The 26,284-nt window shown below is 69.9% G+C and carries 23 protein-coding genes and 2 pseudogenes; 1 reads left to right on the top strand and 24 read right to left on the bottom strand.

The genetic code is table 11. From position 1 onward, the window contains the following. Positions 1-1,069: 1,069 nt before the first annotated feature. The 23 genes and pseudogenes from ACNF49_RS14455 to ACNF49_RS14565 form a co-directional block, all read right to left on the bottom strand. Positions 1,070-2,470, bottom strand: a pseudogene (locus tag ACNF49_RS14455) (ISL3 family transposase). A 404-nt stretch (positions 2,471-2,874) separates the two neighbouring features. Next, complete coding sequence (locus ACNF49_RS14460; RefSeq protein ID WP_482944004.1) at positions 2,875-4,011, bottom strand: DUF7986 domain-containing protein; 1,137 nt, start codon at positions 4,009-4,011, stop codon at positions 2,875-2,877. Between the two features lie 162 nt (positions 4,012-4,173). Continuing rightward, positions 4,174-5,424 carry a TIGR02679 family protein gene (locus ACNF49_RS14465; protein WP_357972779.1) on the bottom strand — a complete coding sequence of 417 codons (1,251 nt, stop codon included), beginning with the start codon at positions 5,422-5,424 and terminating at the stop codon, positions 4,174-4,176. Beyond that, positions 5,421-9,509 carry a TIGR02680 family protein gene (locus ACNF49_RS14470; protein ID WP_482944005.1) on the bottom strand — a complete coding sequence of 1,363 codons (4,089 nt, stop codon included), beginning with the start codon at positions 9,507-9,509 and terminating at the stop codon, positions 5,421-5,423. The genes ACNF49_RS14465 and ACNF49_RS14470 overlap by 4 nt, the downstream gene beginning before the upstream one ends. Then, positions 9,509-10,660, bottom strand: a complete 1,152-nt coding sequence (locus ACNF49_RS14475) for a TIGR02678 family protein (protein WP_358004966.1) — start codon at positions 10,658-10,660, stop codon at positions 9,509-9,511. Before ACNF49_RS14475 ends, ACNF49_RS14470 begins: the two co-directional genes overlap by 1 nt. Then, positions 10,657-12,189 (bottom strand): TIGR02677 family protein, encoded by a 1,533-nt coding sequence (locus ACNF49_RS14480; RefSeq protein WP_482945528.1) that lies wholly within the window; start codon positions 12,187-12,189, stop codon positions 10,657-10,659. Before ACNF49_RS14480 ends, ACNF49_RS14475 begins: the two co-directional genes overlap by 4 nt. A gap of 168 nt (positions 12,190-12,357) precedes the next feature. After that, positions 12,358-12,480, bottom strand: a pseudogene (locus ACNF49_RS14485) (mycothiol transferase); the annotation flags it as partial. A 694-nt stretch (positions 12,481-13,174) separates the two neighbouring features. Next, complete coding sequence (locus ACNF49_RS14490) at positions 13,175-13,366, bottom strand: hypothetical protein (protein ID WP_482944006.1); 192 nt, start codon at positions 13,364-13,366, stop codon at positions 13,175-13,177. Continuing rightward, complete coding sequence (locus ACNF49_RS14495; protein WP_482944007.1) at positions 13,366-13,626, bottom strand: hypothetical protein; 261 nt, start codon at positions 13,624-13,626, stop codon at positions 13,366-13,368. Before ACNF49_RS14495 ends, ACNF49_RS14490 begins: the two co-directional genes overlap by 1 nt. Positions 13,627-14,033: 407 nt before the next feature. Continuing rightward, a complete protein-coding gene (locus ACNF49_RS14500) occupies positions 14,034-14,468 on the bottom strand; it encodes a VOC family protein (protein ID WP_482944008.1) in 435 nt (144 codons plus the stop codon). A 391-nt stretch (positions 14,469-14,859) separates the two neighbouring features. Then, entirely contained in the window at positions 14,860-16,164 is a 1,305-nt protein-coding gene (locus ACNF49_RS14505; RefSeq protein ID WP_482944009.1) for an MFS transporter, read from the bottom strand. After that, positions 16,161-16,715, bottom strand: coding sequence for a winged helix-turn-helix domain-containing protein (locus ACNF49_RS14510; RefSeq protein ID WP_482944010.1), 555 nt, complete (start codon positions 16,713-16,715; stop codon positions 16,161-16,163). Before ACNF49_RS14510 ends, ACNF49_RS14505 begins: the two co-directional genes overlap by 4 nt. Positions 16,716-16,816: 101 nt before the next feature. After that, entirely contained in the window at positions 16,817-16,978 is a 162-nt protein-coding gene (locus ACNF49_RS14515) for a hypothetical protein (RefSeq protein WP_482945740.1), read from the bottom strand. Positions 16,979-17,106: 128 nt separating this feature from the next. Beyond that, positions 17,107-17,514, bottom strand: coding sequence for a YybH family protein (locus ACNF49_RS14520; RefSeq protein WP_482944011.1), 408 nt, complete (start codon positions 17,512-17,514; stop codon positions 17,107-17,109). 542 nt (positions 17,515-18,056) lie between these two features. Next, positions 18,057-19,274 carry a serine hydrolase domain-containing protein gene (locus tag ACNF49_RS14525; RefSeq protein WP_482944012.1) on the bottom strand — a complete coding sequence of 406 codons (1,218 nt, stop codon included), beginning with the start codon at positions 19,272-19,274 and terminating at the stop codon, positions 18,057-18,059. 267 nt (positions 19,275-19,541) lie between these two features. Next, the gene (locus tag ACNF49_RS14530; RefSeq protein ID WP_482944013.1) at positions 19,542-20,672 is read right to left on the bottom strand and encodes a serine hydrolase domain-containing protein; all 1,131 of its coding nucleotides are present in this window, start codon (positions 20,670-20,672) and stop codon (positions 19,542-19,544) included. A 116-nt stretch (positions 20,673-20,788) separates the two neighbouring features. Continuing rightward, positions 20,789-21,142, bottom strand: coding sequence for an alpha/beta fold hydrolase (locus ACNF49_RS14535; RefSeq protein ID WP_482945529.1), 354 nt, complete (start codon positions 21,140-21,142; stop codon positions 20,789-20,791). A gap of 21 nt (positions 21,143-21,163) precedes the next feature. Next, the gene (locus tag ACNF49_RS14540; RefSeq protein ID WP_482944014.1) at positions 21,164-21,343 is read right to left on the bottom strand and encodes a hypothetical protein; all 180 of its coding nucleotides are present in this window, start codon (positions 21,341-21,343) and stop codon (positions 21,164-21,166) included. Positions 21,344-22,050: 707 nt separating this feature from the next. After that, a complete protein-coding gene (locus ACNF49_RS14545; protein ID WP_482944015.1) occupies positions 22,051-22,653 on the bottom strand; it encodes a hypothetical protein in 603 nt (200 codons plus the stop codon). 11 nt (positions 22,654-22,664) lie between these two features. Continuing rightward, positions 22,665-23,510, bottom strand: coding sequence for a fascin domain-containing protein (locus ACNF49_RS14550; protein ID WP_482944016.1), 846 nt, complete (start codon positions 23,508-23,510; stop codon positions 22,665-22,667). 262 nt (positions 23,511-23,772) lie between these two features. Continuing rightward, positions 23,773-24,354, bottom strand: a complete 582-nt coding sequence (locus tag ACNF49_RS14555; protein WP_482944017.1) for a hypothetical protein — start codon at positions 24,352-24,354, stop codon at positions 23,773-23,775. Then, positions 24,351-24,692, bottom strand: coding sequence for a hypothetical protein (locus tag ACNF49_RS14560; protein ID WP_482944018.1), 342 nt, complete (start codon positions 24,690-24,692; stop codon positions 24,351-24,353). The genes ACNF49_RS14555 and ACNF49_RS14560 overlap by 4 nt, the downstream gene beginning before the upstream one ends. A 178-nt stretch (positions 24,693-24,870) precedes the next feature. Continuing rightward, positions 24,871-25,251 carry a winged helix-turn-helix transcriptional regulator gene (locus tag ACNF49_RS14565; protein WP_498703815.1) on the bottom strand — a complete coding sequence of 127 codons (381 nt, stop codon included), beginning with the start codon at positions 25,249-25,251 and terminating at the stop codon, positions 24,871-24,873. 240 nt (positions 25,252-25,491) lie between these two features. On the opposite strand from ACNF49_RS14565, the gene ACNF49_RS14570 reads away from it, so the two are divergent. After that, positions 25,492-25,920 carry an RICIN domain-containing protein gene (locus ACNF49_RS14570; protein ID WP_364101027.1) on the top strand — a complete coding sequence of 143 codons (429 nt, stop codon included), beginning with the start codon at positions 25,492-25,494 and terminating at the stop codon, positions 25,918-25,920. Here the strand turns inward: ACNF49_RS14570 and ACNF49_RS14575 are convergent. Further along, entirely contained in the window at positions 25,904-26,239 is a 336-nt protein-coding gene (locus tag ACNF49_RS14575; protein WP_482944019.1) for a hypothetical protein, read from the bottom strand. The two genes, ACNF49_RS14570 and ACNF49_RS14575, sit on opposite strands and share 17 nt — an antisense overlap. Positions 26,240-26,284: the final 45 nt, after the last annotated feature.

The raw sequence follows: 26,284 nt of genomic DNA on the forward strand, positions 1-26,284 counted from the left end.
GCCCGGTCCGGGGCGTCTGGTTGACGGCCCGGACCGCCGTTTCCGGCCGGGCTCTGGTCCAAGCCCCAGCAGGCCGTGACCCGGTCAGGTTCCGAGGCAGGTTCGGTCTCACGGCCATCCTTGTCTTGGGTTCTCAAGCGACCACCCAGGTCAGCGGCCCCGGTCAGCGTTAAGGCACGTTAGGCAAGTGTGCCGAGGGCGGTAAATGTTGATGCGCGCCGAAACGCCTCACCCTTGTGCTGTGCTGATGAGCCGTGGGCCGGGAAAGATCCAGCGTGCCGTCCACAAGCTGCTGGAGCGATCTACCGGTGCGGCACCAAGACGCGGACACTGCTGCTGAGCTGGGCGTTTGTGGGACGATCAGGCTGCTCTGTGGTACTCGTTGATCAATCCTGTGATGGTCCTTCGACGGTAACTGCGTGGGCGCTAGTCGCGCCAGTGCGGTCAACAGCGCTCGGCCGGCCCAGTCTGGTCGTGGCCGGGAGACCTGACGACGCGGGGCGGCGACCTCATGGCGCAGCACCAAGGTCTCCACGTCCTGGAGGTGTCGCTCCGTGTGGGAAGCGTCAACCAGCCCAACAACCGGACCATCAGCAGATACAGCAGGCGTAGAAACACGAGTGCCGAGGATAGAAGGCCAGGCCAAATGCTATGGACGAGTGTTGGCACCGCACAACCTTCATCCAACGATCGTTTCCTGAGGATCAGTCCGACCGGCCGTACTCCGCTGCGCCCGAACCGCCGCGATCAGCAAGCCCACCGCTGTCACATAGCAGAGCATCGGAAGCAGCCGCCAGAGCAGCCACGGGACCTTGCCGTCCCATCCGCCACAGGTTCCAGGCGTAGAACGGCCCGGTCTCCATGAGACGGAGAGTCTGACTGAGATCGAGCCACATCCACTCAAGATCAGACCACAAGGCGGCCAGCCCAGGCGGAAACGAGCTGTATCCCACACAACCGACCGCTCCGTCACCCTCGAACAGGAGCGGCAACCAGAGTGACGCGAACCCTGAGAGGGACTGTAAAACAACGGCTCTGGCCCGTAATCGGTGGTGGCGGTAAGTGACCGTCATGGCAGCAGGATGCGGTGGCGCAACAGATCGAACCCGGCGCGGCCGTGCATCTGGCGCATGATCCTCTTTGTGCGGGTGTTGACGCCCTCGGTGCGGCCGTTGTGATGCGGGAGGGTGAGTCGCGGACATGGTAGGCGAGTTCGGTCAGCTCGGGACAGGCAGCGGTGAGCTCTTGCACCAGCCGGGTGTCGCTATCGCGGAGTCGGTCGGGGTGAGTGAGCAGCAGACGTGCCAGGCGGCGCGGGGTGGTGACGGGCCGTTCCCCTTCGGCTCGGCTTTGGGTGATGTAGCGGTAGAGCAGGTTGAGGCTGCCGGTGTAGCCGAGTTCCTTGATCTCCCGGAACAACTCCTGCACGGGCACGGCTGGGTCGGTGGCGCGTCGGTCGCGCAGGTGATCGCGGTAGGGGTCGACGAGCGTGGGACGGTAGCGCGGTGCGCGACGTAAAGCCTCGGGCTTGTGGGTGCGGGCGTAGCGCTTGACGGTGTTGAGCGACAGGTTCAGGCGGCGGGCGCATTCCAGCAGGCCGACACCCTTGCCCAGCAGCTGGTGGATCTGCTCCCAGCGCTCGCGGGTAGTCCGTTCGTGGACGCCAGCGGCGCGGGGCGGGTTGACCGTGGCCCAGCAGGCGCTGTGGGAGCGAACCTCGGCGAGGGTCTTGTCGCAGAAATTCGCCCACAGATGCCACCGGTCGCCGACCTGCACCGCATCCGGCAGAGCACGTCGAATCGCCTCCCCGTAGGCACCCGAACCGTCCCGGCAGACGATCTCGACGCCAGGGTGCGATCGCAGCCATGCCTCCAGCAGATCGGCACCGCGGCCGGGCAGGACATCGATCCGCTCACCGGTCTCGGCGTCAGTGAGGACGGTGGCATACCGATGCCGTCGCTTGAGAGCGAAGTCATCGACACCCAGCACGCGCGGGACCCGCAGCGGTGGCAGCGGCAGCCGCATCAGCAGGCGCAGCCCGGTGGACCTGGAGATCGTGACCGCCAGGACAGCCGAGCACTGGCCCGGCCGGCCAGCTCCTGGACTACCGCACCCAACTGGCCGGTGAGCCTGTTCGTCCGACGCTGGTAGCGCTCAAGCAGCCCAGGAACCTGCTCACGGAACGTCTGCCGAGGGCATCCCCGCGCTGGGCAGACCAGACGCCGAGCCTGTAGCGACACCATCACCGGCCGCCCGTCGACCGGCACATCCCTGACCGTCCGACCGGCGTAGCTGTGCACTCGACCGGTCGGCACCCACACGCCGGGCACGGCATCGGTTCGTCGCGCGTACGGGCCATCACCTGGATGTGGTTGGCCTCGTCCTCTACGCCCTCGATGACCAGGGCAGACAGCCCCGCGAACACGACACCCGTAAGATCGTCGATCTTCAGCACGGCACAGCCTGGCAGGGATCACCCAGCGCCACCACCGATTACGGGCCCAGAGCCGTTATCTAGACAGTCCCGGCTGGGCCTGCGCACGTCGCCGGCCGCCGCGTTCTGCGACGACGACTACGCCGACTTCTGCTGGCACGCTCTGTAGGAGCAGGAATCGGCCGACCTGTCCAGGTCGCGGCGCTTCGAGCAATGGCGTTCGCCGGTGACGGTCTCTGAGCCTGCTGACAAAGGGATTTGGTGTCCGGGCTCGAGTAAGTAGCGCGCCGTGCTGTGGTCATGAGTGGGTAGTTGACCCGTAAGCAGGAGCGGGCTCCCGGTAGCTGAGGTGTTGTCTATGCAGCTCAGCGGCCAGGAGCCTGCCGTACGACCGAGGGCGACCGGAAGATCTGCCGGCGGTTGACGGCTACGCGCATAGATCACCGCTCCGACGACTCGTCAGCCAAGGCGCTCCGCAGATGCTTGGCCATCGTCTCGCTGACCGGGACAGTGGTGGGCAGTTGGGGCTCGTCGAAGTAGCGGGACTTGTACCGGCGCAGCAGTGACTCCCCGTGCTCGGGCCAGGAGAAGCCCTTCTTCTTGAGAAGCTTGCCGAAGACCACGCCGGCATTGTCCGGGGCGGGGTCGGCCAGGAGCCGGATGGCCGCGGGGGAGATGTCGTCGCCCCGCAGGTAAGAGGTCAGGGTTTCGCGGTAGCGGCGCCGGTTGATCAGGCGCGGGTCGGCGAAGAGCTCCTGCAGGAGACCGAACTCGAGGTAGAAGCTGATTCCTGTTTCCGGGTCGAAGTGGATGGCCACCGTTTCGGCGTCCAGCACCTCCTCGGGATAGGTGAAGCCGGGCAGAGGGAAGGTGCTGCCGGGCTGGGTACGGTCCATGCACGCCCGCATGAACGCATCGTGTCGCGGGACCACGTCCTCTCCCGTAACCACGATGTATTCGGCGTCGTACAGGTCGAGGAAGACCTCTCGCTGTGCGGCGAGCATCCGGCGGGCGGTGGCGAGCTTGTCCGGGTTGCGGAAGACCAGCTTGGGGTTGCGCAGGCCGATGTCCGCGGCCTGGGTGAGGAGCTGGTCACGGGCCTCGGCGGGGAAGAGGCTGATGTGCGCGCTGACCAGCCAGCCCTCCCTGAGCGGCACCAGGCGGCAGATGAGGAACATGCCCCTCTCGATGGGGCGGAACGCGGACTTGCCCATGTTGGACCGGGCGCGATAGGTGAGCTCGTCCACGAGGTTGAACAGGACCACGGCGTCCTGTTCTTTTCCCTGGACCTCGAAGATGCCTTCGACCACGTCCCTCCAGCCGAGGAGCATCGCCCGCTCCTGCGGGCTCAGGCCGGGGTGGGCACGCAGGAAGCGGTCGATGACCGTGTCACCGGAGGCCAGCCGGTGCTGCAGGGCGAAGTGATCGACGATCATGCTGGCGGTCACCTCGCTGTCGGCGAGGTCGTCGGGACGGCTCCGCTCGAAGGCTGCGTCGAGTTCGCGGGTGAACTGGGGCGAGAGGGCGAAGTTGACCAGCCGCTCCTTGAGGGCCGCGGCGTGCTTGATGGCGTCCATGACAGCGCTGTTTCTTCTTCGAGCCCGTGCTTTCGCCGGGCTTGTTCGGTTACTGGTCCACGGGCGTCCGACGCTTGCCCCCGTCCCGTAGGTCGGAGGACACGTGCCGGGCGGCTGAGACTACCTGACCGTCAGGTCGTTGATCACAAGAAAGTCTGGGCGTCAGTGCCTGGCACCTCCCTTCGGGACCAGGTCGGCGATCAACTCGGCGAGTACGAGCTCCTCCTCGACCCGTAGGCCTCGTCGCTCCATCGCCAGGCCCAGGTCCGGATCCCAGGGAGTCGGGCGCACCTGCCCTGACAGTGGCGCCGACGAGGGCACGGCTTGATAGGAGGCGGTATCGAAGCGCCACGGCAGGAACCCGACCCTCTCGTGGACGGCGGCGGCGATGGCGATTCCGCCCCAGTCGAAGTCCCCGTGGTAGGCGAACGCCGCGCCGCCGGCCGCGAGAAGGTCCAGCAGCCGCCAGACGGCCGCCGACGGCCGGCCGCCGCCGCATACCAGGGGTGGGCAGGAGGCTCCCAGCTCGTCGGCCGCCGCGGCGACCACGACCGGGTTCTCGCAGATCCTGACCAGGTCCGCGCGCAGCGGTGCTTCGTGACGGCGGAGTTGACGCAGGGTCAGCACGCACGGCTCGCCCGCAGCCCTGGCGGCGCTGAGCATGCGTCCGGTGGGGGAGTGGTCGTCACCTGGCAGCCCCAGGGAGAGGACGAGGGAGGACAGGTCATCGAGGTGCACGCCGACCGCGGCCCAGGCCGAGCGGCGGGCGTCCGCGCCGCCTTCGCCCGCGTGCGGCAGACCGGACAGGGCACGGGCTGCGGACAGGGCGAGGGTGGCCAGCGGGCGTCCTTCGTCCAGAGCGTGTGCGTCTGCGCAGGTCTCGGCGGCGAGCCGGCCGAGGGGCGTGCCCGGTGACGGCAGGCGCTCCAGCACGGCGCTCAACCGGTCGAGCAGAATACGTGCTTCTTGGGCTGTGACGGCGAGCCTTCTGACCAGTCCGGTGGACTCCAACCATGATCGCCACCCGGACAGCTCGGGCCGGCCGGCGATGAGAGCGTCGAGCCTGGCGAAGGCCCGTTCCCAGGCCGCCGCCTGCGCGGCCTTCTCGCCGGCCTGGTCTCGGATCGGGCCGCGCAGGCGTACGACGGCTTCGCGCAGCCCGTCCGCGGTGACGCCCCCCGCTCGCAGGATGCGGTCCACCTCGTCCAAGGAGACCGACAGGGAAGAACCGGCTCCAGCACGGCGGCCGAGCAGCACCTCGGCCGCGCGGCGCTGCGCGGAAGTCGCGGCCGAGAGCGTGACCGTCCCGGTCAGCGGCTTGCCCTGTTCCAGGCGGCGGCGTGCCCGATCGACCAGCCAGGCGGTCTCGTCACCGCCGAGCAGCCGCCCCAACCGCTCATCCTGGACACTCATGCGAACAGGCCGTCCTGTGCCACGGCCACGTCAGAGGCCGGCATCGCGGTGACCGGGCGCTCCGCTCGCCGCCGCTCGCGCCCGTCCCAACGCCACGGGGTGACCAGCACCGCGTCCACGCCGTCGCGACGGGACAGCTGGCAGATCGCAAGCCCCGGGACCTGCGGGTAGCAACCCCATTCGCGCTCGCTCGTCATCACCACGTCCATGTCGAACGTGGCCAGCAGGCCCAGGCATTTGGCGCGGGAGTCGTCGTCCACGCCCGCGAACGCCTCGTCCAGGGCGACCAACCGCGGAGCGTACGGGTTGCCCGCCGATTTGTAGTGGGCCGACGCGGCGGCGAACAGCGGCACGGACGCGGCGAGCACTCTCTCACCGCCGGAGGCCGGCCCGGTGGCGGCCCGCCATTGCCCGTCCTGCAGCCGCTGGATCGCGAACTCGTGCCAGACGCGGTAGTCCAGGGCCCGGGTCAGCGCTTCCGTCCATCCGGCGGCAGCATTGTCGGCATGCTCGCGGGCGATCCTGTCCTGGAGGAACGCGCCCACGGCCGATCGGTCGGCGACGGACCAGGCGTCCACCGTCTGCCGGAGCTTGTCGCGGACCCGCTCCAGCCCTTCAGGAGCGTTCCTGGCGATCTTCCAGACCAGGCGCAGGCGCATGCCGGTAGAGGTGGGGCGGGACTCCAGCTCGGCGTTCATCTCCCGGACCTCGGACTCGGACGCGGCGATCAGCTCGTGCAACGTTCCGGCGACCTCGTTGAGCAGGTGGTTCTCCAGGATCTCGCGTTCCTTGGCCGACAGGAGCCGGGCTCTGTGCCCGGTCTCTTCCGCCAGCGCTTCGGCGAGGCCGGGAACGTCCCTGCTGCGGCCCTGGAACAGCACGTCCACGATCATGACCCCGTCCCGCAGGGTCAGTCCGACGGAGTGCCCGTGCCTGGCCATGGCGTCCGACAGCAGTTTGTGCTCCTCGGCCACCTTCTTCTGCACCCGGTCCCAGGGGCCGTGGCCGTCGTCCACGGTGTCGAGCTCGGCGTTGACCGTCCTGGCCAGGAGCACCGTGGGGGTGGCCGCCCACTGGCCGTCCGGGTCGGGCACGTCCAGAGCGGGGAGCGCGACGTGCAGCAGTCCCGTGGCGGCGAACGCCTGGAACTCCCGTATGGCGGTGTCACGTGCCGTGGTCGCCTCGTCGATCTGGCCGCGCAGGGCGTCGCGCACGCCCTCGGCCTTGCCTCGTTCCTGCAGGGCCGCCTGTTCTCTGCGGCGGGTCTCGCCCTCGGCTGAGGTGCGTTCGCGCAGTTCTCGTTCCACCTGGTCGAGCCGGCGGAACAGCTCCTCGACCGCGGCGCCGGCGGTTTCCACCAGTGCGCGATAGGTCTCCGCCGCGGCGTCCGCCTCGCCGCGTGCCCCCACCGCCAGATCGGCCGCGTCGTCGAGCCGGCTCCGGGTTCGTTCGAGGTCGTCGGCGGCTTCGTGGGCGGCCTCGTGCGCGGCTCGCCGCGCCTGTTCGGCGGGCCAGAACCGGGCCAGTGCCAGCCGGTACCCGGCGACTCCGCTCGTGACCTCGGCCAAGGCCTGCGGTTCGGCAGGCAGGCCGACGTCGCCGGCGAACTCGGCGGCCCGGTTGCCGGCGGTCTCCAGCTCGCTCTGCCGCTGGAGCGCCACCCCTGTCGCGGCGGTGTGCTGGGCGGCGAGTTCGCGCCGGCGTTCGTGCTCGGCGGCGAGTTTGACGTGGGCCTCGCGCAGCGGCACGTCCGGGGGCAGCGCCCGGTGCTCGGCCGCGAGCCTCTCGCGCCGGGCGGCGAGCGCGTCGAGGTCGGCGCCGAGGCGATGGATCCGCTGGGCGACCTGGTCCAGCTCCGCTCGGAGAGCCGCCAGCCGGGCACGCCGCGCCGCTTCTCGCGCGCCCTCGCCGATGTAGTGGGCGTCATTCTTGCGCCATGAGCCTGCCAGCACGCCGTTGGCCCACCGTCCGTCGACGGTCACCCACGTCCCACCACCCTGGCCGAGCGCGATGCTCTTGAGCACCGTCTCGACGGCGGCGTCGGACAGGGCCGCGGCCTGCGGGTCGGCGCGGTCGAGGGCAGGACGCAGGACGGCGGAGCACGACGCCCCGGCCGGCGGCTCGCCGGTCACGATGAAGGTGTCGTCCTCGGCAAGCAGCCGCCCGTCGGGCGTGACCCACGCGTCCAGGATGCCCGCGGCCTCCAGGGCTGCCTCCAGCCCGGCCCGATGCGCGGCCGGCACTGCCTCAGCGAAGTCCACCACCTTCCACAGCGGGCCGCCGGGACGGCCGAGCCGGGCGTCTGAGGCGCGCGTGTGCGAGGTGGGCGGAGCGTCGTGTCCGCCCGCCTCCAGCCGGGCCATCTCCTCCGTCAAGGACGCGGCGGCCCGCCTCGCCTCGCGCAGCTCCGCCTCCAGTCCGGCGCCCAAGCGGCCGAGCGCGTCGGTGGCGTTCCTGGCCGCGTCGTCGGCCGCTGTCGCGGCTGGGTTGGGACCATCGACGGAGACGGCCCACCCCTCCAGCGTCGCGAGCATCTCGTCAGGGTCGTCCAGCCGCAGCTCGGTCAGGCCGGCCAGGTACAGGGCGTACTCGTGGACCAGCCCGGCCGTGGCCGCGCCGGTGGCCTGCTCGGCGGCTTCGACGCGCTCGGCGGCGGACTGCAGCTCGCCGGTCAGCCGGTCCACCTCCGTACGGGCCGTGGCGAGCCGGGACCGAGCTTGCCGCACGGTGTCGATGAGCCGCTCCAGCTCGTTGATCGCCTGATCCTGGCGGTCGGCCAGCGTCTCGGCCTCCCGCCGGGCCCTGGCCTGCTCCGACGGCTCGCCGAGTGCGTGCCAGTCGATGACGGCGAGGTGCCCCGCCTCGAACGCCGCCGCGCGGGCGGCCGCGAGCGCGGACTCCCTGGCCTCGTCCAGCTCCCGGTCCGCCTCCTCGGCCTTGCCGAGGGCGGTGCTCGCCCGCTGCCCTCGGCGCTGGGTCTCGCCGGTGAGGCGGTCGCGCTCCTGCTCGTACCGGCGCGCGTGGGAGTCCAGCCGGCCGGCTTCCTCTCCCATGTGTTTGAGCCGCTCGGCGTCACGCATCTCGGGGCTCTGCCGCAGCGCCTCCTTGCGTGCCTCCAGCAGGTTCCGCTGGGCTGCCAGCTCCTCCAGCACCTGCTGGGCCGCGGCCAGCTCCACGTCCGCGGCCGCGTGGCGGGCCTCGGCTTCGCCGAGGTCGCGGCCGAGGTGCTCGTACCGGCTCTGCGCCAGGCGGGGGACGGCGGCCTTGCGCTTGGCCGCGATCGCGGCGTACCGGCGGTAATGGACGAGGAAGTCGGCCGCCGCCCCGCGCGCCTCCTCCAGCCCGCGCAGCGCGTCCCGCTCCTCGTCAAGGCCGCGGAACGCCTCGGCGACCGTGGCGATCAGAGCGGGGTTGAGCGGCGGCAGCGCCTCGGTGAGGGCCCGCGACAGGAGCTTCTCGTCGGGCTTCTTGGACAACTGCGGCTGCCGCAGCTGAATGAGAAGGTTCACCAGCGCCTCGTAGCGGTGCTCGCCGAGCCCGAACAGCGCTTCGTCCACCGCCCTGCGGTAATCGGCGGCCCGGTCGTAGGCCATGCCGTGGCCCTCGATCGCCTCCCGCAGCTTCTCCCTGGTGAACACCACTCCAGTGGAGGTGAGCAGGTGGAGATCACGGCCGATGCGCTGGGGAGTGACGAAGAACCAGTGCCGGACGATGCCGCGGTCCTTGACCGCCTTGAGCCCGCAGCCGATCGTACGGAACTCCTCGCTCCCGTCGGCGGCGCGGCGGCCGAACTCCATCCACGCGTACCCCAGCCGCTCGGGGTGCGGGTGCCTGCCGCCCAGCAGCAGGTTCCACTCCATGCGCTTCTGCCGGTCGCCGTCAGGCTCGACCCGGTGCGGGGCGAGCTCGCCGTCGAGCAAGAACGGCAGAGTCAGGGCCAGCACCTTGGACTTGCCCGTGCCGTTGTTGCCGCGCAGCAGCAGACGGCCGTCGTGGAAGTGGAACTCCTCCACGTCGTAGTAGAACATGTCGACGAGCCCGGCGCGCAGCGGCTTCCAGCGTTCGGAGGTCGGAGAAGGCAGCATCACTGTCCTTTGATGACGGGTTCGTCCAGCGCGTAACGGGCAATGGCGGGCAGCCCCACGGCCGCGTCCTCCGTGACGTGGACCAGCCGCAGCGCCGTGAGCTTGCCCAGGGCCGTGGCCAGCAGTCCGTCCTCGGCGCCCGGCTCGGTCACGCCCTTGCGCCAGAACGACACATGGTCACGGGCGGTCTGCCGGACGAAAGCCCTCAGATCATCCATGCTTGATGCCCCGCGGCTGGCGAGGTGCTCGGCCACCAGCAGCGTCACGTGGCCGTCGGTGCGCTGTTCGGGCATGCGCACGTCGGTCAGTTCGTCGGCGGGATCCACCATCGCGATGCCCTCCGCGCGTACTTCTGCCACCAAGCCGGTGGCTTCCACGATCCGGCGGGTGATCGCATGCCGCTGGGAGGTCAGGTAGGCACGCTCCGCCTCGTCCAAGTCGGCGAAGTAGATCACCGGGTCCTCCAGCAGCCTGCGGGTCAGCCTGCGGCGAAGTGCCTGGTTGCGCAGGTCGTCGGTGTCGGGGACAGGCTCGGCGGTGAGCTCGGCCAGTCGTTCCTCGAACGACTCCGCGGTGATCGTCGATGGGCCCCGCGTTCCGGTGAGCAACGCGGCCAGGACCGGCCTGCGCACGTCGTACAGCACGTCACCGGTCGAGGTCAGATATGCCTCCTCATCGCCCGAGACTCTGCGCAGCACGCCCCAGCCGAGCAGAGTGCGCACCACGGTCACCAGATCGGCCCGCTCGGCCCGGCCGTCAAGGGTGAAGTGAAAGTCCAGTTCGGGCTCCGCCGCCGCCGACAGCACCTCCTCGGCCAGGCGGCCGAGCGTGGTCTGCGCGTCGGCCCGCTCCAGCACGGCCAGCGCCAGGCACAACAGGACGTAGCGGCGCCGGCCGTACGGCTCTCCCGCTTTGCCCCTGGCGGGGTGGGTGGCGTCGGACGTGTCCGCGACGCCCTTGAACAGCCGCGCGGCGCCCGAATCCACCGTCAGGCGCCAGCCGGTCTCCCGGGAGAGCCACTCGCGCAGCTCGGTCAGATGGCGGCGGACCAGCACCAGCGCCTCGGCGTCGTCCTCGGCCGTCAGCAGTGGTTTGGCCAGCAGTGCGCGCAGTGCGGCGCGCCGCTGGGCCAGTTCCTCCTCGGGCGTCATCGGACCACCATGAGATCGGAGATCTCCACCACGTGCTCAGGTCCGGTGAGAACGCCGTCCTCGGTGTGGATCTCGACCTCGCCGCCATCGGCGACAAGGGTGAGCCGCACCCCCATCGAGCCGTCGCCCGTCACCGTCTTCACTTCCGTCTCCCCGGGCCGCCGCGCCGCCAGCGCGTCACCCAGCAGCCCCAGGAACAGCCGGAACGCCCGCGGGTCCAGCACGTTCAGCTCCGAGAGCAGCACCGGCCCGTCCGTGCGGAGCCGAGCTCGGGCCGCGGCGGTCTCGGCCGCCTCCCGCTCGGCCTGCTCCATCAGCAGCCTGCGCGCCTGGCTGCGGTCGGCCACCTTGTTGGGCTTGCCGCGCCGCTCGTAGGAGCCGGTACGCCGGAGCCGGGGAGAGATCCTGATCGGCGGTGCGTCCTGCCAGGAAGTCCCGGCTCCGACCTCCCGCCACTCGTCCAGGGTGGCGGTGGTGACCGTCAGGTGGCGGGCCGGGGTCAAGCCGAAGGCCGCCCGCCACAAGCGGTGCATCGCCGCTTCGTCGGGCGCCTCGGCGAACCAGCGAGCCAGGGCACGGAAGTCCGCGGATCGGTCGGAGCGTCCGGATCTCCGCTCGTTGAGCAGCCCGACCGCGTCGATGAGCTGCTTGATCGCCGTGATCGCCGCCTGGCGCAGCAACCGCGCCTGTGACGGCCGGCCCACATCCGTGGAGACGAACCAGTCCCGAAGTCCTCGCCAGCGGTTCAGCCACGAGGAGTACGCCGCCTCCTCGGCCCTCCCGTACGCCTCCCCGGCTTCCGCCCGGTCGGGCACCGCGTCGGCGGCCTCCCTGCGCGCGGCCAGTCTCAGCAGTTCCTCGTGCCCGCACGTCTCCAGCCGGGCCAGCAGGGTCGCTATTCGCGCGCCGGAGTTGGCAAGGTCGGCGATGAACCGGTTGATGTACTCGATCAGCCGTTCCTTGTAGGCGACGAACCCCGCCACGTCGCCATCGGAGAAATCGATCGCCCGGCGCAGCGAGGCCATGAACGCCTGGGCGTTGTCCGCCAGCGACGAGAAGCGCTCGGCGAGGGAGAGCAGGAGCAGATGAACCCTGGCCGGGTCAGGATCCTGCTCCTGAGCCAGAAGGGTCAGCGCCTGCAGCTGTTCGGCGATGTCGCCCAGGGCCACCGACTGCAGCACCCCACGCCTCCCGATCGCCTCCTCGTAGAAGTCGATCGCCTGCTCGGCCGCCTGCCCCGCAGGGGTGAGCTGGAACAGGAACCGCTTGCGGTGGAAATCCTCCACAGAGGTGACCCTGCCGGTGTCCGCGTCGGCCCGCAGGTTGCCCCACTCCCGCAGCTTCTCCAGGGCTTGCGCGAGCGCATCGTCGTTGTCCCGCCGCAGCTCCGCCGCCACGTCCTCCGGTCGCAGATGCACGATGAAACGTTCCTTCGCCCGGGCGAAGACGCGCAGGATCTCCCGGTAGAGGGGAGCATTGGGAGCGCCCAGGTGAGCGAAAGGCTGATGCTCGTCAGACGGGGAGGCCATGGTGCCAGTTTTCCTGACCGGAGAGAGTGCCGTGGCGCCATTGGTGGGAGATGTTCGCAGATAGTAGGTGAATCTCGCCGTACGGTCACCACACTGCCGCGCTGTTCGGCGAATCGGTGCATCAGGGCGTGCGCTGCGCACCGGTGGCGGGTTGTCAGCGGCCGGTGGACCATTGATCTGCTCGCGGAGGACGTCGGCATGGCCGGCCTGTCGGCCGGTTCTTTCGATCATGTGCACGAGGCTCCATCGCATCGATGGTGCCGGCCCTGGCCGGGCTGGTGCTGGTGCAGGTTCTGTACGGCGTGCAGGAGGTGGACCCGGTCGCCCGGGCTCCCCTGGCCCATTCCACGAGGTCCAGTCCGGGCAGTCCGGCGCTGATCTTCGTCCGGAACACCCGGTCGCCGATCTTCGGGGTGATCTCGTCACCGGTCTCCAGCAGCGCCACCAGCGCCCGCGCGTCCGACAGCATCAGTTTCCCCGTCCGGGTGAGCTTCCGGCTTCCGCCACCACTCGACGAACGCCCGCAACTCCTCCCGCACAGGATTCAGAGTATGACCCGAGGTCCGGCCTCAGCCGCGCGAACGAGCCCTTCCTGGCCCATGAGGCACCGTAGGATCGGCGCCGTTGCGAAGAAGCGTAGAGCCAAGGCGCCCCATGCGAGGAGTCAGCGGCCCACCCTGCCCGGCGCGCGGTGCAACTCGCCGCCCGTCAGCCCTCGCCAGACCCTCGTTCTGGGCTGTTCGAGTCGCTGCTGGGGATCAGTGGTGGCCGGGCTCCCAGGAAGCATGGCCTGACCTGCGGTGATGCGGGATCGGACGCGTTCTAGAATTTTCGTCTAGCGGTTGCGTGCTCCGTGCGTGCTCGGTTGCACCAACCCTGCACACACCATGATCATCCGGCGTTCCCGGTCCTGTGGCGCGAAAGCAGCGGCCCCGCCTCGCCGCGAGCAGGCGGCGCATGCGGGGCCGGATGCTTTATCCGACTGTCAGCTCCTCAACGAGACCACTCTCCCGCTCTCGCCCTGCTCTTCCTTGCCGAACAGCAAGGCAGCGGTCTTCTCGGCGGCGGCCGTGGCCACCTGCGGGTAGACAGAGGTGTAGGTGTCAGCGGTGAACGCGCTGGAGGTGTGGCCCAGCGTTTCCTGCACCACCTTCATCTCCACTCCGGCGGCCAGCATCAGCGAGGCGGCGCCATGGCGGAGGTCGTGGAGCCTGATGGGCGGCAGGCCAGCCACAGGAACTGGTCGGGGACGTGCTGGGGGTGCAGGCGGTTGCCGTCAGGCTGGGTGAACACGAACCCGGTGTCGACCCATGCCTCGCCCATGGCCAGGCGTTCCTGCAGTTGCTGCTGCCGGTGGGCGCGCAGGACCTGGACGGTGTCGGTGTCCAGAGCGCGCCGTCCTGACCTGCTCGACTGAGTGCAAACGAGGGCCTTCATGTGGGCTTGCCAAGTTGTTCTCTCAGGTATCAAGCGGCGGCGCGGCGCGCCGCCGTACCCCGGCCCTCCGTCCGCCCTCCGTCCGGGCGTGCGGCCTGGGGGCCGATCCCGGACGGCGGCGGGACACCGGGCCGGGCACCGCACGCCGGCCCCGCCGCACTTCCCGAACGCGCCGACCGGGGTTGCCGTGCCGTCGTACAGATACAGCCCTACGATCGCCACTGCATGGCTGGACGCCGCACATGATTGGGGGCGATCGACGATCCAGGGTTCGTTCCTCACCCTGGCTCACCGAGGAACGTCTGATCAACAGCGGCGCGGTGCGAAGGGAGAGCTGAAGGACAGCCTTCCTGTGGGAGCCGATCAGCGAGTCAGGTCTGTGTCGCGTTCAACGAGGTAGACGTTCGTCAGCTCAGGCAGAACTCGTTGCCCTCGATGTCCTGCATCACGAGGCACGACTCGTTTTCTTCATCGGCGGGCAGGAGCCGCACGCGTTTCGCGCCGAGAGGGATCAATCGTGCGCATTCGGCCTCCAGAGTTGCCAGGCGCTCTGCACCGACGAGTCCGGTGCCGACCCGCACATCAAGGTGCAGCCGATTCTTGACGACCTTGCCTTCGGGGACGCGCTGGAAGTACAGCCGCGGACCGACACCCGAGGGGTCGCTGCATGCGAACCCTGAGTCCCGCTGCTCGGGCGGCAGCGAGCAATTGAAGTCGTCCCAACTGGCGAACCCCTCAGGCGGTACCGGCGCGACGTACCCCAACACCTCGCACCAGAAGCGACCGACACGCTCAGGTGAAGCGCAATCGAAGGCGACTTGAATCTGCTTAACGGATACCATGAGAAAGTCCTTCCATAGATCACTATTCATACCGTAATCGCCCGCTGTGCACCCCAGCCGGATTGGCGAAGTCCTGAAAAGATCCACAGCGCCAGCCTGAATACCCCGCCGTCCCTCGCCTTGCGCGACCCTGACGCCGACGACTCTGATGACGAGGATTGACGGGGATGCCCGCGCCGGATCCCGAACATCTCCGCGCCCAGGGGATGCCCGTCAAGGACGAGGACGTATGGGCGGTTCCATCAGGGTCGGGTGCGCGCTGAAGGCGGTCGTCCAGGCAAGCAAGATCCGGAACATGTGCGGACGCCGTCCATCTTGTCGGCCGCGCCGTTCTGGACCTCGGCGAGAACATGCGTGTAGACATCCGCCGTGGTCGCCTGTCGCGCGTGCCTCAGCACGGACTGGACGAACTTGAGACGCGTACGCCCGGTTCGGTGGTCTCGGGGCCGGGCAACCGGCCGGTGGGCAGGTCGCGCAGGCGCCTCAGCGGGCTGGCGAGCAGGATCAGCCCGCTGAGCGCGAACACCGCCAGCATCGCCCACAGCGCCGCCCGCACCCCGAACGCCTCCGCCAGCGCCCCAGCCAGCACCGCTCCCAACGGGATGGCGCCGAAGTTCACCACCTGCACACTCGTCGAGACCCGGCCCATCAACGCATCGGGCACGTACGCCTGCACGAACCCGGAGAAGACGACGTTGCCGGCCACGATGCCCGCGACGATCACGACCCCGGCCATGACGAACACCACCAGCCCCACCCCCTGGTCGGCCAGCGGGATCAGCAGCCCGACCGGGGCGAGCCCGGCCTTGCCCAGCAGTGTCGCCCGCGCGCTGCCGAAACGCGTCGCCATCCGCCGCGCCACCGCCGCGCCGACGACCCCACCCAGGCTGGTGGCCGCGATCAGCACCCCCGTCACGCCAGGGCTCACGCCGATCTCGCCGACCAGGAAGACGACCAGGAGCGACTGGTAGCCGGTCAGCGCCAGGTTGGCGACGCAGCCGTACAGGGTGTTGCCGCGTAGCAGGGGGTCGTGCGCGACCGTGCGCGCCCCCTCACGGATCTCCGGCAGCAGCCGGCGCCGCGACCGCTCGGGGACGGGCTCGGCATGCCTGATGCGTGACAGGCAGAGCGCCGACACGGCGAAGGTCACGGCGTCGACGACCAGCCCGCCGAGCGCCGAGAGGAGCTGGGCGAACAGCCCGGCCAGGCCGGGACCCATCAGGTTGGCCACCTGCTCACTGCCCTGCAGCTTGGCGTTGGCCTCCAGCAGGTCGTGCCTCGCGACAAGGGAGGGCAGGTAGGCGCGGTAGGCGGTGGCGAAGAAGACCTTGGCGACCCCGGCGACCAGCGCGACGGCCAGGAGCTGGCCGACCGTCAGCCGGCCGGCCACCGCCGCCAGCGGCACGCTCACGAAGGCGGCCAGCGACACCCAGTCCGCGGCGAGCATCACCCGGCGGCGCGGCAGGCGGTCGATCCAGGCGCCTGCGGGCAGCCCGATGAGCAGCCACGGCAGCCAGGCGGCCGCCGACAGCAGGCTGACCTCGAACGCCGAGGCTCCCAGGACGGTGACCGCGACCAGGGGCAGTGCCACGGTGGTGACGGCGCTGCCCAGGCTGCTGGCGCTCTCGCCGATCCACAACAGCCGGAAGTCCCTGTGCTGGAGCAGGCCGAACCGGCTCCCCGGAGTACGGGTCACGGACGCCCCGGCACGGCTCTGGCGAAGGTGAAGACCGTACCGCGCTCGCGGCCGTCGTCGGGCAGCTCACGCCCGGCCCACCTGTCGATGACGGTCTGCAGCTCCGCGGCGAAGTCGGCCAGCTCCTCGTCGGTCACCCGCAGCCACCCTTCCGTGGAGAACGGGCCGAGCGGCCAGCGCTCCTGCTCCTCCTGAGGCTGGTCGGCCCAGCGCCGCACGTGCCCGGTCTGCCGCTCCAGGTTGAGTGACTCCAGGGCGCGGGCGATCGTCTCCCCGGCGGCGTCGCCGGTGAAGTCGGCCGAGGACCAGCGCAGCGTGGGGGTGGTACGGCGCCACCACCGCTCGCGCCGATCGCGGGCCAGCTCAGGGGCCTCCTCGATCAGCCCTGCGGCGGCCAGGGCCCGCAGGTGGTGGCTTAGGTTGCCGACGGCCTCGCCGGTGTGCCCCGACAGGCTGCTGGCAGTGCCAGGGCCCTCCAGTTTCAGCAGGTCGAGCAGGCGGCGGCGCAGGGGATGCGCCATGGCCGCGAGCACCCGCGAATCGGTGATCATACGATGGACCGTATATGTACAAGATCTGTTGCACAATGATCCTTGTGTATTCCGTTGGAGACTTCCCCGGGATTGCAGCGATGCCTGGACGCAGGACCCGCTCAGGCCGGGGTAGCATCCGCACGTTCGTCGGCGGACTTGCGACGGGCCGGGCTGATCAGCCTGGTGACCATCGGCAGCGCGCTCAGATCGAGGGCGTCGTCGATCGCCTCGGCCTCCAGGCTTCGGGTGACCGCCGCAGCGTCGCCGTCCAGCGATGACACCTCGATGAACGAGACATGGGAGACCCGAGCGCTTCCTGATCGTTCTCCGCGCCAACGGCTGTCCGCCGGTTCCCGGAGACGCGGGTTCTCACTTGAGTGTCCGCAGCTCCCATCGTCCCCGCACCACCTCAGCCCTCCGGCGGGAGCCACGCCTGCAGGGTCCGCGGGTCGATCGGCACCGAGACGTGCTCATGGGTGATCAACCACCGTCCCCCCACCCGCCGGAACCCAAGGGACGATCTCACCCAGATCGACGTCTGGAGGCCGTTCCGGCGTTTCCCGCTGTCCAGGTGGAGCATGTGCGCGAACGCGACGTCCACGCCCGCCGCGACGACCAACTCGCGGGTCTCCAGCGCGATGGGCCCGTCGTACTCCCCGAACCAGCGGACGAAGTTGCGGCGGGCCTCATCGTGCCCGGCGAACCACATCGGGGGGACGACGTCGACGCGGCCGCGCTCCATCCGCACCTGCCACCCCGTGATCTCATCGATGGCGCCGCGCGTCAGGTCGACCGGCCGCAGGCCGGATGGGTCCATGCCGGGAGTAGCAGTCCAGGAGCGTCTGGCCCGCCGCCCGTCTGCGAGATCGCCGGCCCGAGGTTGACCTCGGCCGCGGATGTCACCTCGATCGGCTTGTCGCACAGGACGCACTCCAGCGCGTGCAGTGCGGCGGGCCGCCCCCACGTTGATGTCTTGTGGGGCGGCCCGGGAGCGACTTCTTCCCCGAACCGCGGTGGGTTCGCGTGCACGTGGTCGAGGTGAACGCTCACTGCACAGGTCCCGACGACATGCCCTGGCTGCCGTGTTCGACGGGAAGTCCCTGTTCGGCATGCGTTGGTCCGACATCGGCGTGGTTGCGCGTGTCGAGCGGGCCGACGCTGACGGCATGCCGGCGCCGACCGGTTCGAAGACGACGCCCTCGCCGATGAGCTTGGCAAGCTCGCCCTCGACGACGACCTCGCCGACGGCTTCGCTCGCTGGTATCCCGGATTCGGCGGCTCAGATCACTGCCGGTCGAACTTGTGGCCCGGCCAGTTCCCGCCCTTGCCACCAGAGGGCTTCGAGCGTTGCGGCGCCTGCTATCGCTCGGCGCACAGGGCGGTGTCCAGGGCGGCGTTGACCTGGTCGGCGGCGGGTTTGGTGTAGGGCATCGCGGTGACGGCGACGGTGGCCGCGCGTCCGTCCTCGGTGGCGCCGTTGCGAACCTCGTAGCCGGAGATGTCGCCGCCATGGGCCCAGGCGTGGCCGCCGCAGCTCAGTTCGATCTTCATCAGGCCGAGCCCGTAGCTCCAGCCTTTCGGGAATCCGGGTGCGGCGACGGTCTGCTTCATCTGCTGCAGCAGGTCGGGCTTGAGGAGCCGGCCGTCGAGCAGTGCGCCCAGGAAGCGGTTGACGTCGCGGGGGGTGCTGATCATCTGTCCGGCCGCCCATGCCCAGGACGGGTCCAGCTGTGTGACCTCGGCCAGTTCGGCGCCCGGCTCGTTGGTCTTGGCCCGGTAGCCCTTGGGGTGGGGGCCGCGGATGTTCTGCTCGCCGACGCCTGGCCAGTAGGTGTCGCGCAGCCGGAGTGGAGTGATGATCCGGTTGGTGATCTCCTCACCGAGGGGCCGGCCGGTGATCTTCTGCACCAGCAGGCCGAGCGCGATGTATCCGGTGTTGCTGTAGGCCCAGCCGGTGCCGGGAGCGAAGGCGGGCTGGCGGGTCAGGCCCACGTCGAGCACGTCGCGGGGTTCGAAGTAGCGGTGGCGGGCCTGGGTCCACGATGGCCAGGAACCGAGCAGATCGTGTTCGTAGTCCGGCAGGCCGGCGGTGTGCTGGAGCGCCTGGCGGACGGTGAAGCGGCGGCCGTCGTTGCCATTGGCGCGGATCAGGCCGGGCAGATGGGTCTCGACCGGGGCGTCGAGGTCGATCTTGCCCTCTCCGGCCAGTTGCAGGACGAGCGTGGCGAGGAAGGTCTTGGTGGTGCTGCCGATGCGTACCTTCCCGTTGCGGGGGACCTTCGCCCGGCTGGCCAGGTCCGCCACGCCTGCGGTGTAGTCGCGCACGCGCCCGCCGCGGTCCCGCGTCGAGGCCAGAGTGCCCGGGAAGCCGCCGGTGCCGACCAGGTCTTCCAGAGCCGTCTGTACGGCGTCGGGCGGGCGGGCCCGCCCGACGGCCTCGGCGGCGGCCGGGACGGCGGCCAGGCCCAGGGCGCTGAGGGCGACGGCGGCCGCGGTGGCCGGGGCCAGGGCGCGGCGCCATCGGGGGGTGGCCGGCGGGGGCGTGAGGGCGGCTCTGGTGGGGTGGGACGGCGACATCGGTCTCCTTGGTGACGGTGTGGTGTGACGGGAGGGGGTGAGGAACCTGCGATCGGGATGTGCACGGGTGGGGAAAAGATGGCGGCTGCGCCGGCTCTTGGGGAACGTGTCCCGGGCACGGGCTGACGGCGGGGGCGGGACGTGGCCCTGAGCCCGTGTCGCCGCAAGATCCTGCTCGTGCTGACGGCTGCCCGCAGGTTCCTCCGCCCTGGATGCCGTCGCACGCGCACCCTGCCCCGAGGTCGAACCCTCGGGGCAGGGCCGGTCTCAGGCGCAGAAGGCGGCGTCGATCGCCTTCTCGAAGGGAGCCTGGTCGGTTTGCGGCTGCTTCTCGTTGATCGACAGGGCCAGCGTGGTGCGGCCGTCGGGGGTGGTGTAGGCGGCGGTGAGGTAGCCGGGGATGCCTCCGGTGTGGCCGATGATCTGCTTGCCGCAGCTGGTGGACTGCACCCTCAGGCCCAGGCCGTACGCGCCGATCTGGGAGTTGACGAACAGGCCCTTCTTCATCTCGGTGAGTTGGGCGGGCTTGAGGACCTTGCCGGTGGCCAGGCTGTGGAGGAAGGTCGTCAGGTCCTTGGTGGTGGTGATCATCGCGCCGCCGGCGCTGGCGATGCTCGGGTTGAGTCGGCTGATGTCGACGTATTGGCCGGTGCTCTTCTTGATGTAGCCGTGGGCGTGCGGCCCGGGGATGGAGGTGGAGTAGGTGGGAGCGGAGGTGTCCCGCAGGCCCAGCGGCTTGATGATGCGCTTGGTGACCTCGCTCTGCCAGCTGTTACCGGTCACCGCCTTGATCAGCATCCCGGCCACCAGATAGCCGGTGTTGGAGTAGGAAAAGCGCGTGCCGGGCTCGAAGTTCAGCGGCTTGGCCAGCGCGGCCGCCACCAGCTGCTCGTCGGTGAACCGGGTGAGGCGCAGCTTCAGGTACGGCTCGCCGACGGTGGGAAACTCCGGCATGTCGGTGTAGCTGGGGATCCCGGCGGTGTGCTGCAGGATCATCCGCACCGTGATGTCGTTCTCGCGTGGCAGCAGCCCGGGCAGGTAGGTGGCGATGGGCTCGTCCAACTTGATGCGTCCCTCGCCGGCCAGGTGCAGCACGGTGGCCGCGGTGAAGACCTTGGTGGCGCTGCCCATGCGGAACAGCCCGTCAGCCGGGACGGGGCGGCTGTCGCCGATCCGGGCCGTCCCGGCGCGCAGCACGTGCTGGTTGCCGGCCTCGGTGAGCCTGGCCTGCACTCCTGTCACGTTGCCGGTATCCACCAGTGCGTCCATCGCCTTCTGCAGCGAGGCGGTTGTGCTCGGCGTCGTGGCCTGGGCGGCGTGCGCCGGGACGGTGGCAAGGACTGTGCCGGCGGTGGCGGCGGCGAGAGCGAGGACGAGGGGCTTGGACGTGATGCGCATGAAGTGACTTCTCCCGAATGGTGATGCAGCGCCGTATCGGCGCTGGTCATCACGTTATGGGCGGCGATCACAGTAAACGATCCGGCCAGCTGCCCAATGCTCACTGGCATGGACGGCTACATCTTGGTAGGGCCCACCCCACCAGCCCGCGCCGCGCGCCAGGGCAGGCAGCGACGATGGGCGGGCAGGACCTCCAGCAACCGCGGGGCCAGCAGCACCCGGCGGATGAACGGCTGCCGCAGGAGCGCATCCGGACTCGGGCCGCTACTGATCAACGCAAGCGAACCCACGAGGTCGGGACGTTGCTCGGCCAGCGCGGTGGCGACGTAGCCGCCGCTGGAGTGCCCGGCCACGGCGACGTGACGAAGCCCGAGGTCGTCCAGCAGCGCCGCCACCTGACCCGCCTGCGCGGGCACGTCGTACGACGGCGCGGGTGGGGACTGGCCGCAACCCGGGAGATCGACCCGGATGACATGATGGTGACCGCGGGCTCATTCCCGCGCGGCGGAAGCCATGGAGATGTTCCAGAAGCCGGCGTAACGGCCGCCCTGGGCGAGCAGTTCGTCGTGGCTGCCTTCCTCCACGATCCGGCCGCCGTCGAGAGACGATGCGGTCGGCGCGCCGGACGGCGCGGATGCCGGACGTGGCTGACCGGGGTCTGCCTGCGGCACTTCACAGGCCAGTGCGATGGGCAGGCCCTTGCCCGCGCCGGCAGGGGGCGGTCACGTCACGCCGCTCCCGGGTGTCGGCCAGGCCAGCTCGACCGTGGCCCTCGCCCCCTCATACACCGCCCCGGCTGAGCGGGCGCGGTAGTCGTCTGGGTCGAAGGACGGCGGGCGGGCATCTCGCCAACGGGTGTCTTCCATCGGGCGCGCATCGATTCTCCGGGACATGCCCTGCCGTGGACACACACCGTGACACGCTGGTTCCATGCGGTCGAGGACCTTCGTCAGGATGGCGTGCTTGGGCCTGGCGGGCACCACCGTGACACTGGTCGTACTCGGCCACCAAGATCTGCAGAAGGTTCTATCGGTATGGCTGTCCGGGCGCCAAACCTACACGACTCGGGGTGGCGGGACTGGCGCAGGGAGCTCGGCTGATCTCCGGCCTGCCGTCCGGGATCGGCCGCGCCCTCCTTCGCCTCACCACGAGGAGCGCGCGCCTTCACAACTCCATGACCGTCGAGGACTACCCGTTCCCGCCATCACGGGCCCCGCTCGCGTAACCACTGCTCGTCGGCGAACCCGGGGAGGTCGCCCGACTCCGCTCACAAGAGAAGGGGATCGCGGTCGACGGCACGGGTGGCGTCGATCCGGCTCGGGCGTAGGTGCCACCATCGTGTCCTTGCCGCCCGGGCCCCCGGATCCCGCTTCATCGATCAAGGAACGGGCGGTCCAGCGTCCCCGGGCTGTTCAGGCGCGGCCGCCGGGCGGGCGCGGGCCTGCCGGGCGAGATCGCCGAACAGTTGCGCCGGCGGCACGGCCTGGCCCTCCCTGCCGATAGGTGAGGGCGCCAGCGGTACCAGCAGATCCGTGACCGGCGAGTGCAGCCATAGCGCCATCAGGTACAGCGAGGGGATCTGGAGCAGCCGGAGCTCGAAGGCGGCCAGCTGCAGAACCGGCAGAGCCCGCGCGGCGTTGACGGCGGCGGCGGTGGCGGCCGCGAACCGGCCCTCGTTGAACTGCGGCGGTCGCGGGGTGCCGTCCGGGGCCTGGGCGGTCTCGGCGCTGGCGACCACCTCTCCGCCCGCTGTGATCAGGTAGCGCCAGCCCACCGGCTGGGCCGCGGCCAGGCCGGCGCCGGACGCGATGTCGTCGAGACCGATCGTGAAGACCTGGTGCGGCGTGGACACCTCAAGCTGGTCCCGCTGGGCCAGGCGCAACGCCGGGGTGGAGAAGCGCCCGTCGGCGGCCAGGGCGTGCAGCCTGGCCCGGACGGTCTCGGGCACGTTGGACGGGGGCGTGGGCAGGTTCAAGGGCATTCGCGGTCTCCTTACCGCTTGGTCCGGTACGTGGCGTCCCAGGCTCCCGAGCCTTGGTAGGAGTTGCGGAAGGTGTCATAGGGCACCTCAGAGGTGCCGTACCAGGGGTCGGCCACGCTGACGTAATCGACCCCGCCGGAGTTGTAGCATCCGCGGACGACCACGGCATGCCCGCCGCCGCCGCGCCATTGCACTCGTACCCCGATCGCGCTTGGGGTCTGCAGTTCGGCGCGGATCTGGCCCAGGCTCAGGGCGCCCGGTTGCGAGTCGCGGTAGTACCCGACCCGGGTCAGCGCCTTGTCCGTGTACCAGGGCTTGTTGCAGCTGCCGGTGTCGGAGGCGGCCGGACCGCAGCAGGTGTTGAGGCCGAACTCGGCGTTGACCATGGAACACTGGGTCCACGCGGTGGCCGGGTTGAAGTAGGCCGCGACGCTGACCGCGGTGGCCGACCAGCACCAGTAGGTCTGCTCCTGGTACTGCATCGCGAAGTCGAGCCGCTGTTCGTCCACCGTGTCCAGGACGAACATCTCGCTCGGCCCGTCACCCGTGTACTGGCAGTTGACCGTCCCGCTTCCCGCGGTCGAGTACGCGTTCACGAGGTAGCCGTCCATGCGCAGGTACACGCTCGGGAAGGCGGCCGATTCCAGGGCGACCGAACCGTCGGCCTGGCGGCGGACCCGGAATCTCTCCGACGAACTCGTGGGTCCGTACTGGCAGTTGACCGTTCCACCGCCGGAATTGCTGAAGGCGGTGACCGCTCGGCCGTCCATGCGGAGATACACGCTGTGGAAGGCCCCGGACCGGATCGTGATGGGGGAGTTGCCGAGTGCCGCCAGGTCTGCTGCTTTCAATGCCATGATCACCTTCCTGTCGATGGAGGGGAATGCGCCGCTGGATCGGGTGGGACAGGTCTCCTCCGGCGAAGGGGAGCAGGGCACGACGGAGACCTCGGAACGCCGACGTGGCGATCCCTCTGCCAAGGCGGCGACGGGCGCCTGGCCGGAGTCGGGGGAACCGACGCCACGACGGCTTGCCCGCGCGCCGATGCGCCCGGTGCCTGGCCGCTGTGGAGACGTCACCTGCCGCCCTCCGGACGGGCGGGGCGGCAGGTGACGGGATTCAGAGGTCCAGCCCGTAGTACTGGGCGAGATAGGCGATGACGTCGTCGGCGTGGGGCAGCAGTTCGGGCAGGCGCGCGGCGAGCGCCGCCCGGGTGGCGACGGCCAGGTCCGACGCGCGGGTCGCGGAGGTGCGGACGTGGGGGTCCAGGCGCTGGATCAGTTCGTAGTTGCTGTCGATGTTCTCCGCCCTGATCGCCTTCTCCAGCGGCGGCGCGCCGGGCGGCGGCACGGGCGGGAGCACCCGGCTGATGTAGGTGACCCGGTGCATGACCCGCCAGCAGGGCGGCTTGGCGACCGACTGGCGAGCCTGACGCAGCGCGGCGGCGTTGGCCTCGCTGCTGTTGGTCAGCCACATCGGGTCGACGACCTTGTTGTAGAAGTCGTCGAAGTTGGCGCTGCTCTCACCGAGGTAGAAGGTGAGGAACCGGTACGCGTCCACCTTTCCGGGCACGAGCACGGGCTTGCCCTGGGCGTTGAAGACGGGTTTGCCGTTGTCGTAGCGTTGCAGGTCGCCCGAGGGCGCGCACTCGACGGTCAGGCCGAAGCTGCGGCTGGCGTCCTTGCTCTTGGAGCGCGTCACCGAGGTGCTGCCGCCGAGGGTCGCGTCCAGGCCGAAGGTCGCCCCCTCCCCTTGAACGTGACGCGCTTGACCGTGGGCATCGCCGTGGCGCCCGCGATCGCGTAGCCGACCTCGGTGATCTCGCGCGGGAACGGCAGTTCGGCCGGGTTGGCGGCCCAGTAGGCCGCGTCGAGCTCTCCCTTGGCCGGATCCTGTTTGGCCAGATTCAGGACGTTGTAGACGATCCGCCGGTTCGCGTCCATCGCGAACGCCACTGTGGTGCCCTGATGGCGAACCATCGCCACGTACCTGTAAGCGCGGTCACCGTAAATCTTGACCATCGCATCCCCAGCCGCCATGCCCACCCTTCTCGCCTACCGAAGCACCCATGACGGTGATCCAAACCAAGCGATTGGTCAACGTGCGACGGTGGCCGCTTCCGGCCATCGCGGCAGTCACATACGCCCCGCCCGGACACTTCTGGACGCGGGCGTCCTGAAGCGCGGCGAGCTTCTCTCCGTGACGAGCAGGTCGCCGCTATGTCCCCGGGCGCCCGTCGGACGCTGCCGGGCTGCCGTGGTCGGCGACATCCGGGCGATTCTTTCGCGAGGCCAAGAGGGCTTCGGGGAAGCCGGGGCCGTGGATGACGTGGATCTGCGTGAGTTCGGTGACCTCCCCGCAGGTGTCGCAGGTGGTCTGCTCGGTGATCGCCCCGCCGCAACGGGTGTGCCGATACAGAATGGGCGGACCGTCGGGCGCCGCCCATCGATCACCCCACTCCGTCAGCGCGATGATCACGGGTGCCAGGTCGAGCCCCTTCCGGGTCACGGAATAGCCGCTCCGATCGGACGGCTCCTTGCTCGGCCGCCGTTGAGGACGCCCGCCTCGACCACTGGCTTCGGATCGAGCGGGGGCCATGACCGGCACGATCGCCAACCTGACCAGCGGCGCGATCGTCGACTGACTTCAGGCCCGCCGGGCGGTGGGCGCGGGGGAGCGGTGGGGGAGCGGTGGTCGAGGGGGCTACCGCCGCCTTTCTGCGGCGGGACCTCTGTCCGGAAGTGGTCATGGCCGGAGGGTGATTTCGCGTGCGTGATCGTCTCTTATGGAGACGAGGCGGCGCACCGCCACCTCCCGCTCCCGTTCGAGAGGACCTTTATGGACATCCCGGTCCGAGCCACCCTGATCAACAAGAAGTCCGGGCTCGCCCTCGACATCGCACAATGCGACATGGCCGACGGTGGCTGGGCGATCCAGTGGACCCCGCACGGCCGGACCAACCAGATCTTCCGCCTGGAACCCGCCGAGGGCGGCTACAAGTTCATCGCCGAACACTCCGGCAAGGCCCTGGACGTCACCCTGGCGAACCAGAACTCCGACTTCGCGATGCAGTGGAGCATCAACGGCAGCCCCAGCCAGATCTGGTACCTCAAGGAGCAGGAGCCGGGCGTCTACCGGCTCATCGCCAAGCACTCAGGCAAGGTGCTGGCAGTCGCGAACGCCTCCACCGACCCGGGCGCGCGCGTGGTGCAGTTCGACCAGGGTCGTGACGAGAACGAGCTCTGGCTGCTCAAGGCCGTTCCCTAGAGCCTGACGACGGTCCGGTGAGGTACCTGGGCGGCGACGGCGGCAGTTCCCACCGGGTGACGAGGTTCGGCAGCGCGGCCTCGGGAACGGGGCCGATATGGCGGTGGTCTTCCACTGTCACCGAGTTCGGCTTCTCGACGCTCTTGTCGACGTCGTTGCCGGCGACGCTGATGCCGGATTGCATCGGGGCGCGTTCGGCGATCGGCAGCAGGTCCAGATCTCCTTTGTCGCCGGCGGGTTTGCCCTGTACAGGCGCGCCGGGCCACAGCACCGCCGGCATCAGCTTAGGGACGAGCATGGTGTCGGGATTGGCGACCATGCCCGTACTGCTGGGTGCTCTTGTGCCACCCACCCCGACTGATGC

Source organism: Actinomadura sp. ATCC 39365 (assembly GCF_054392275.1).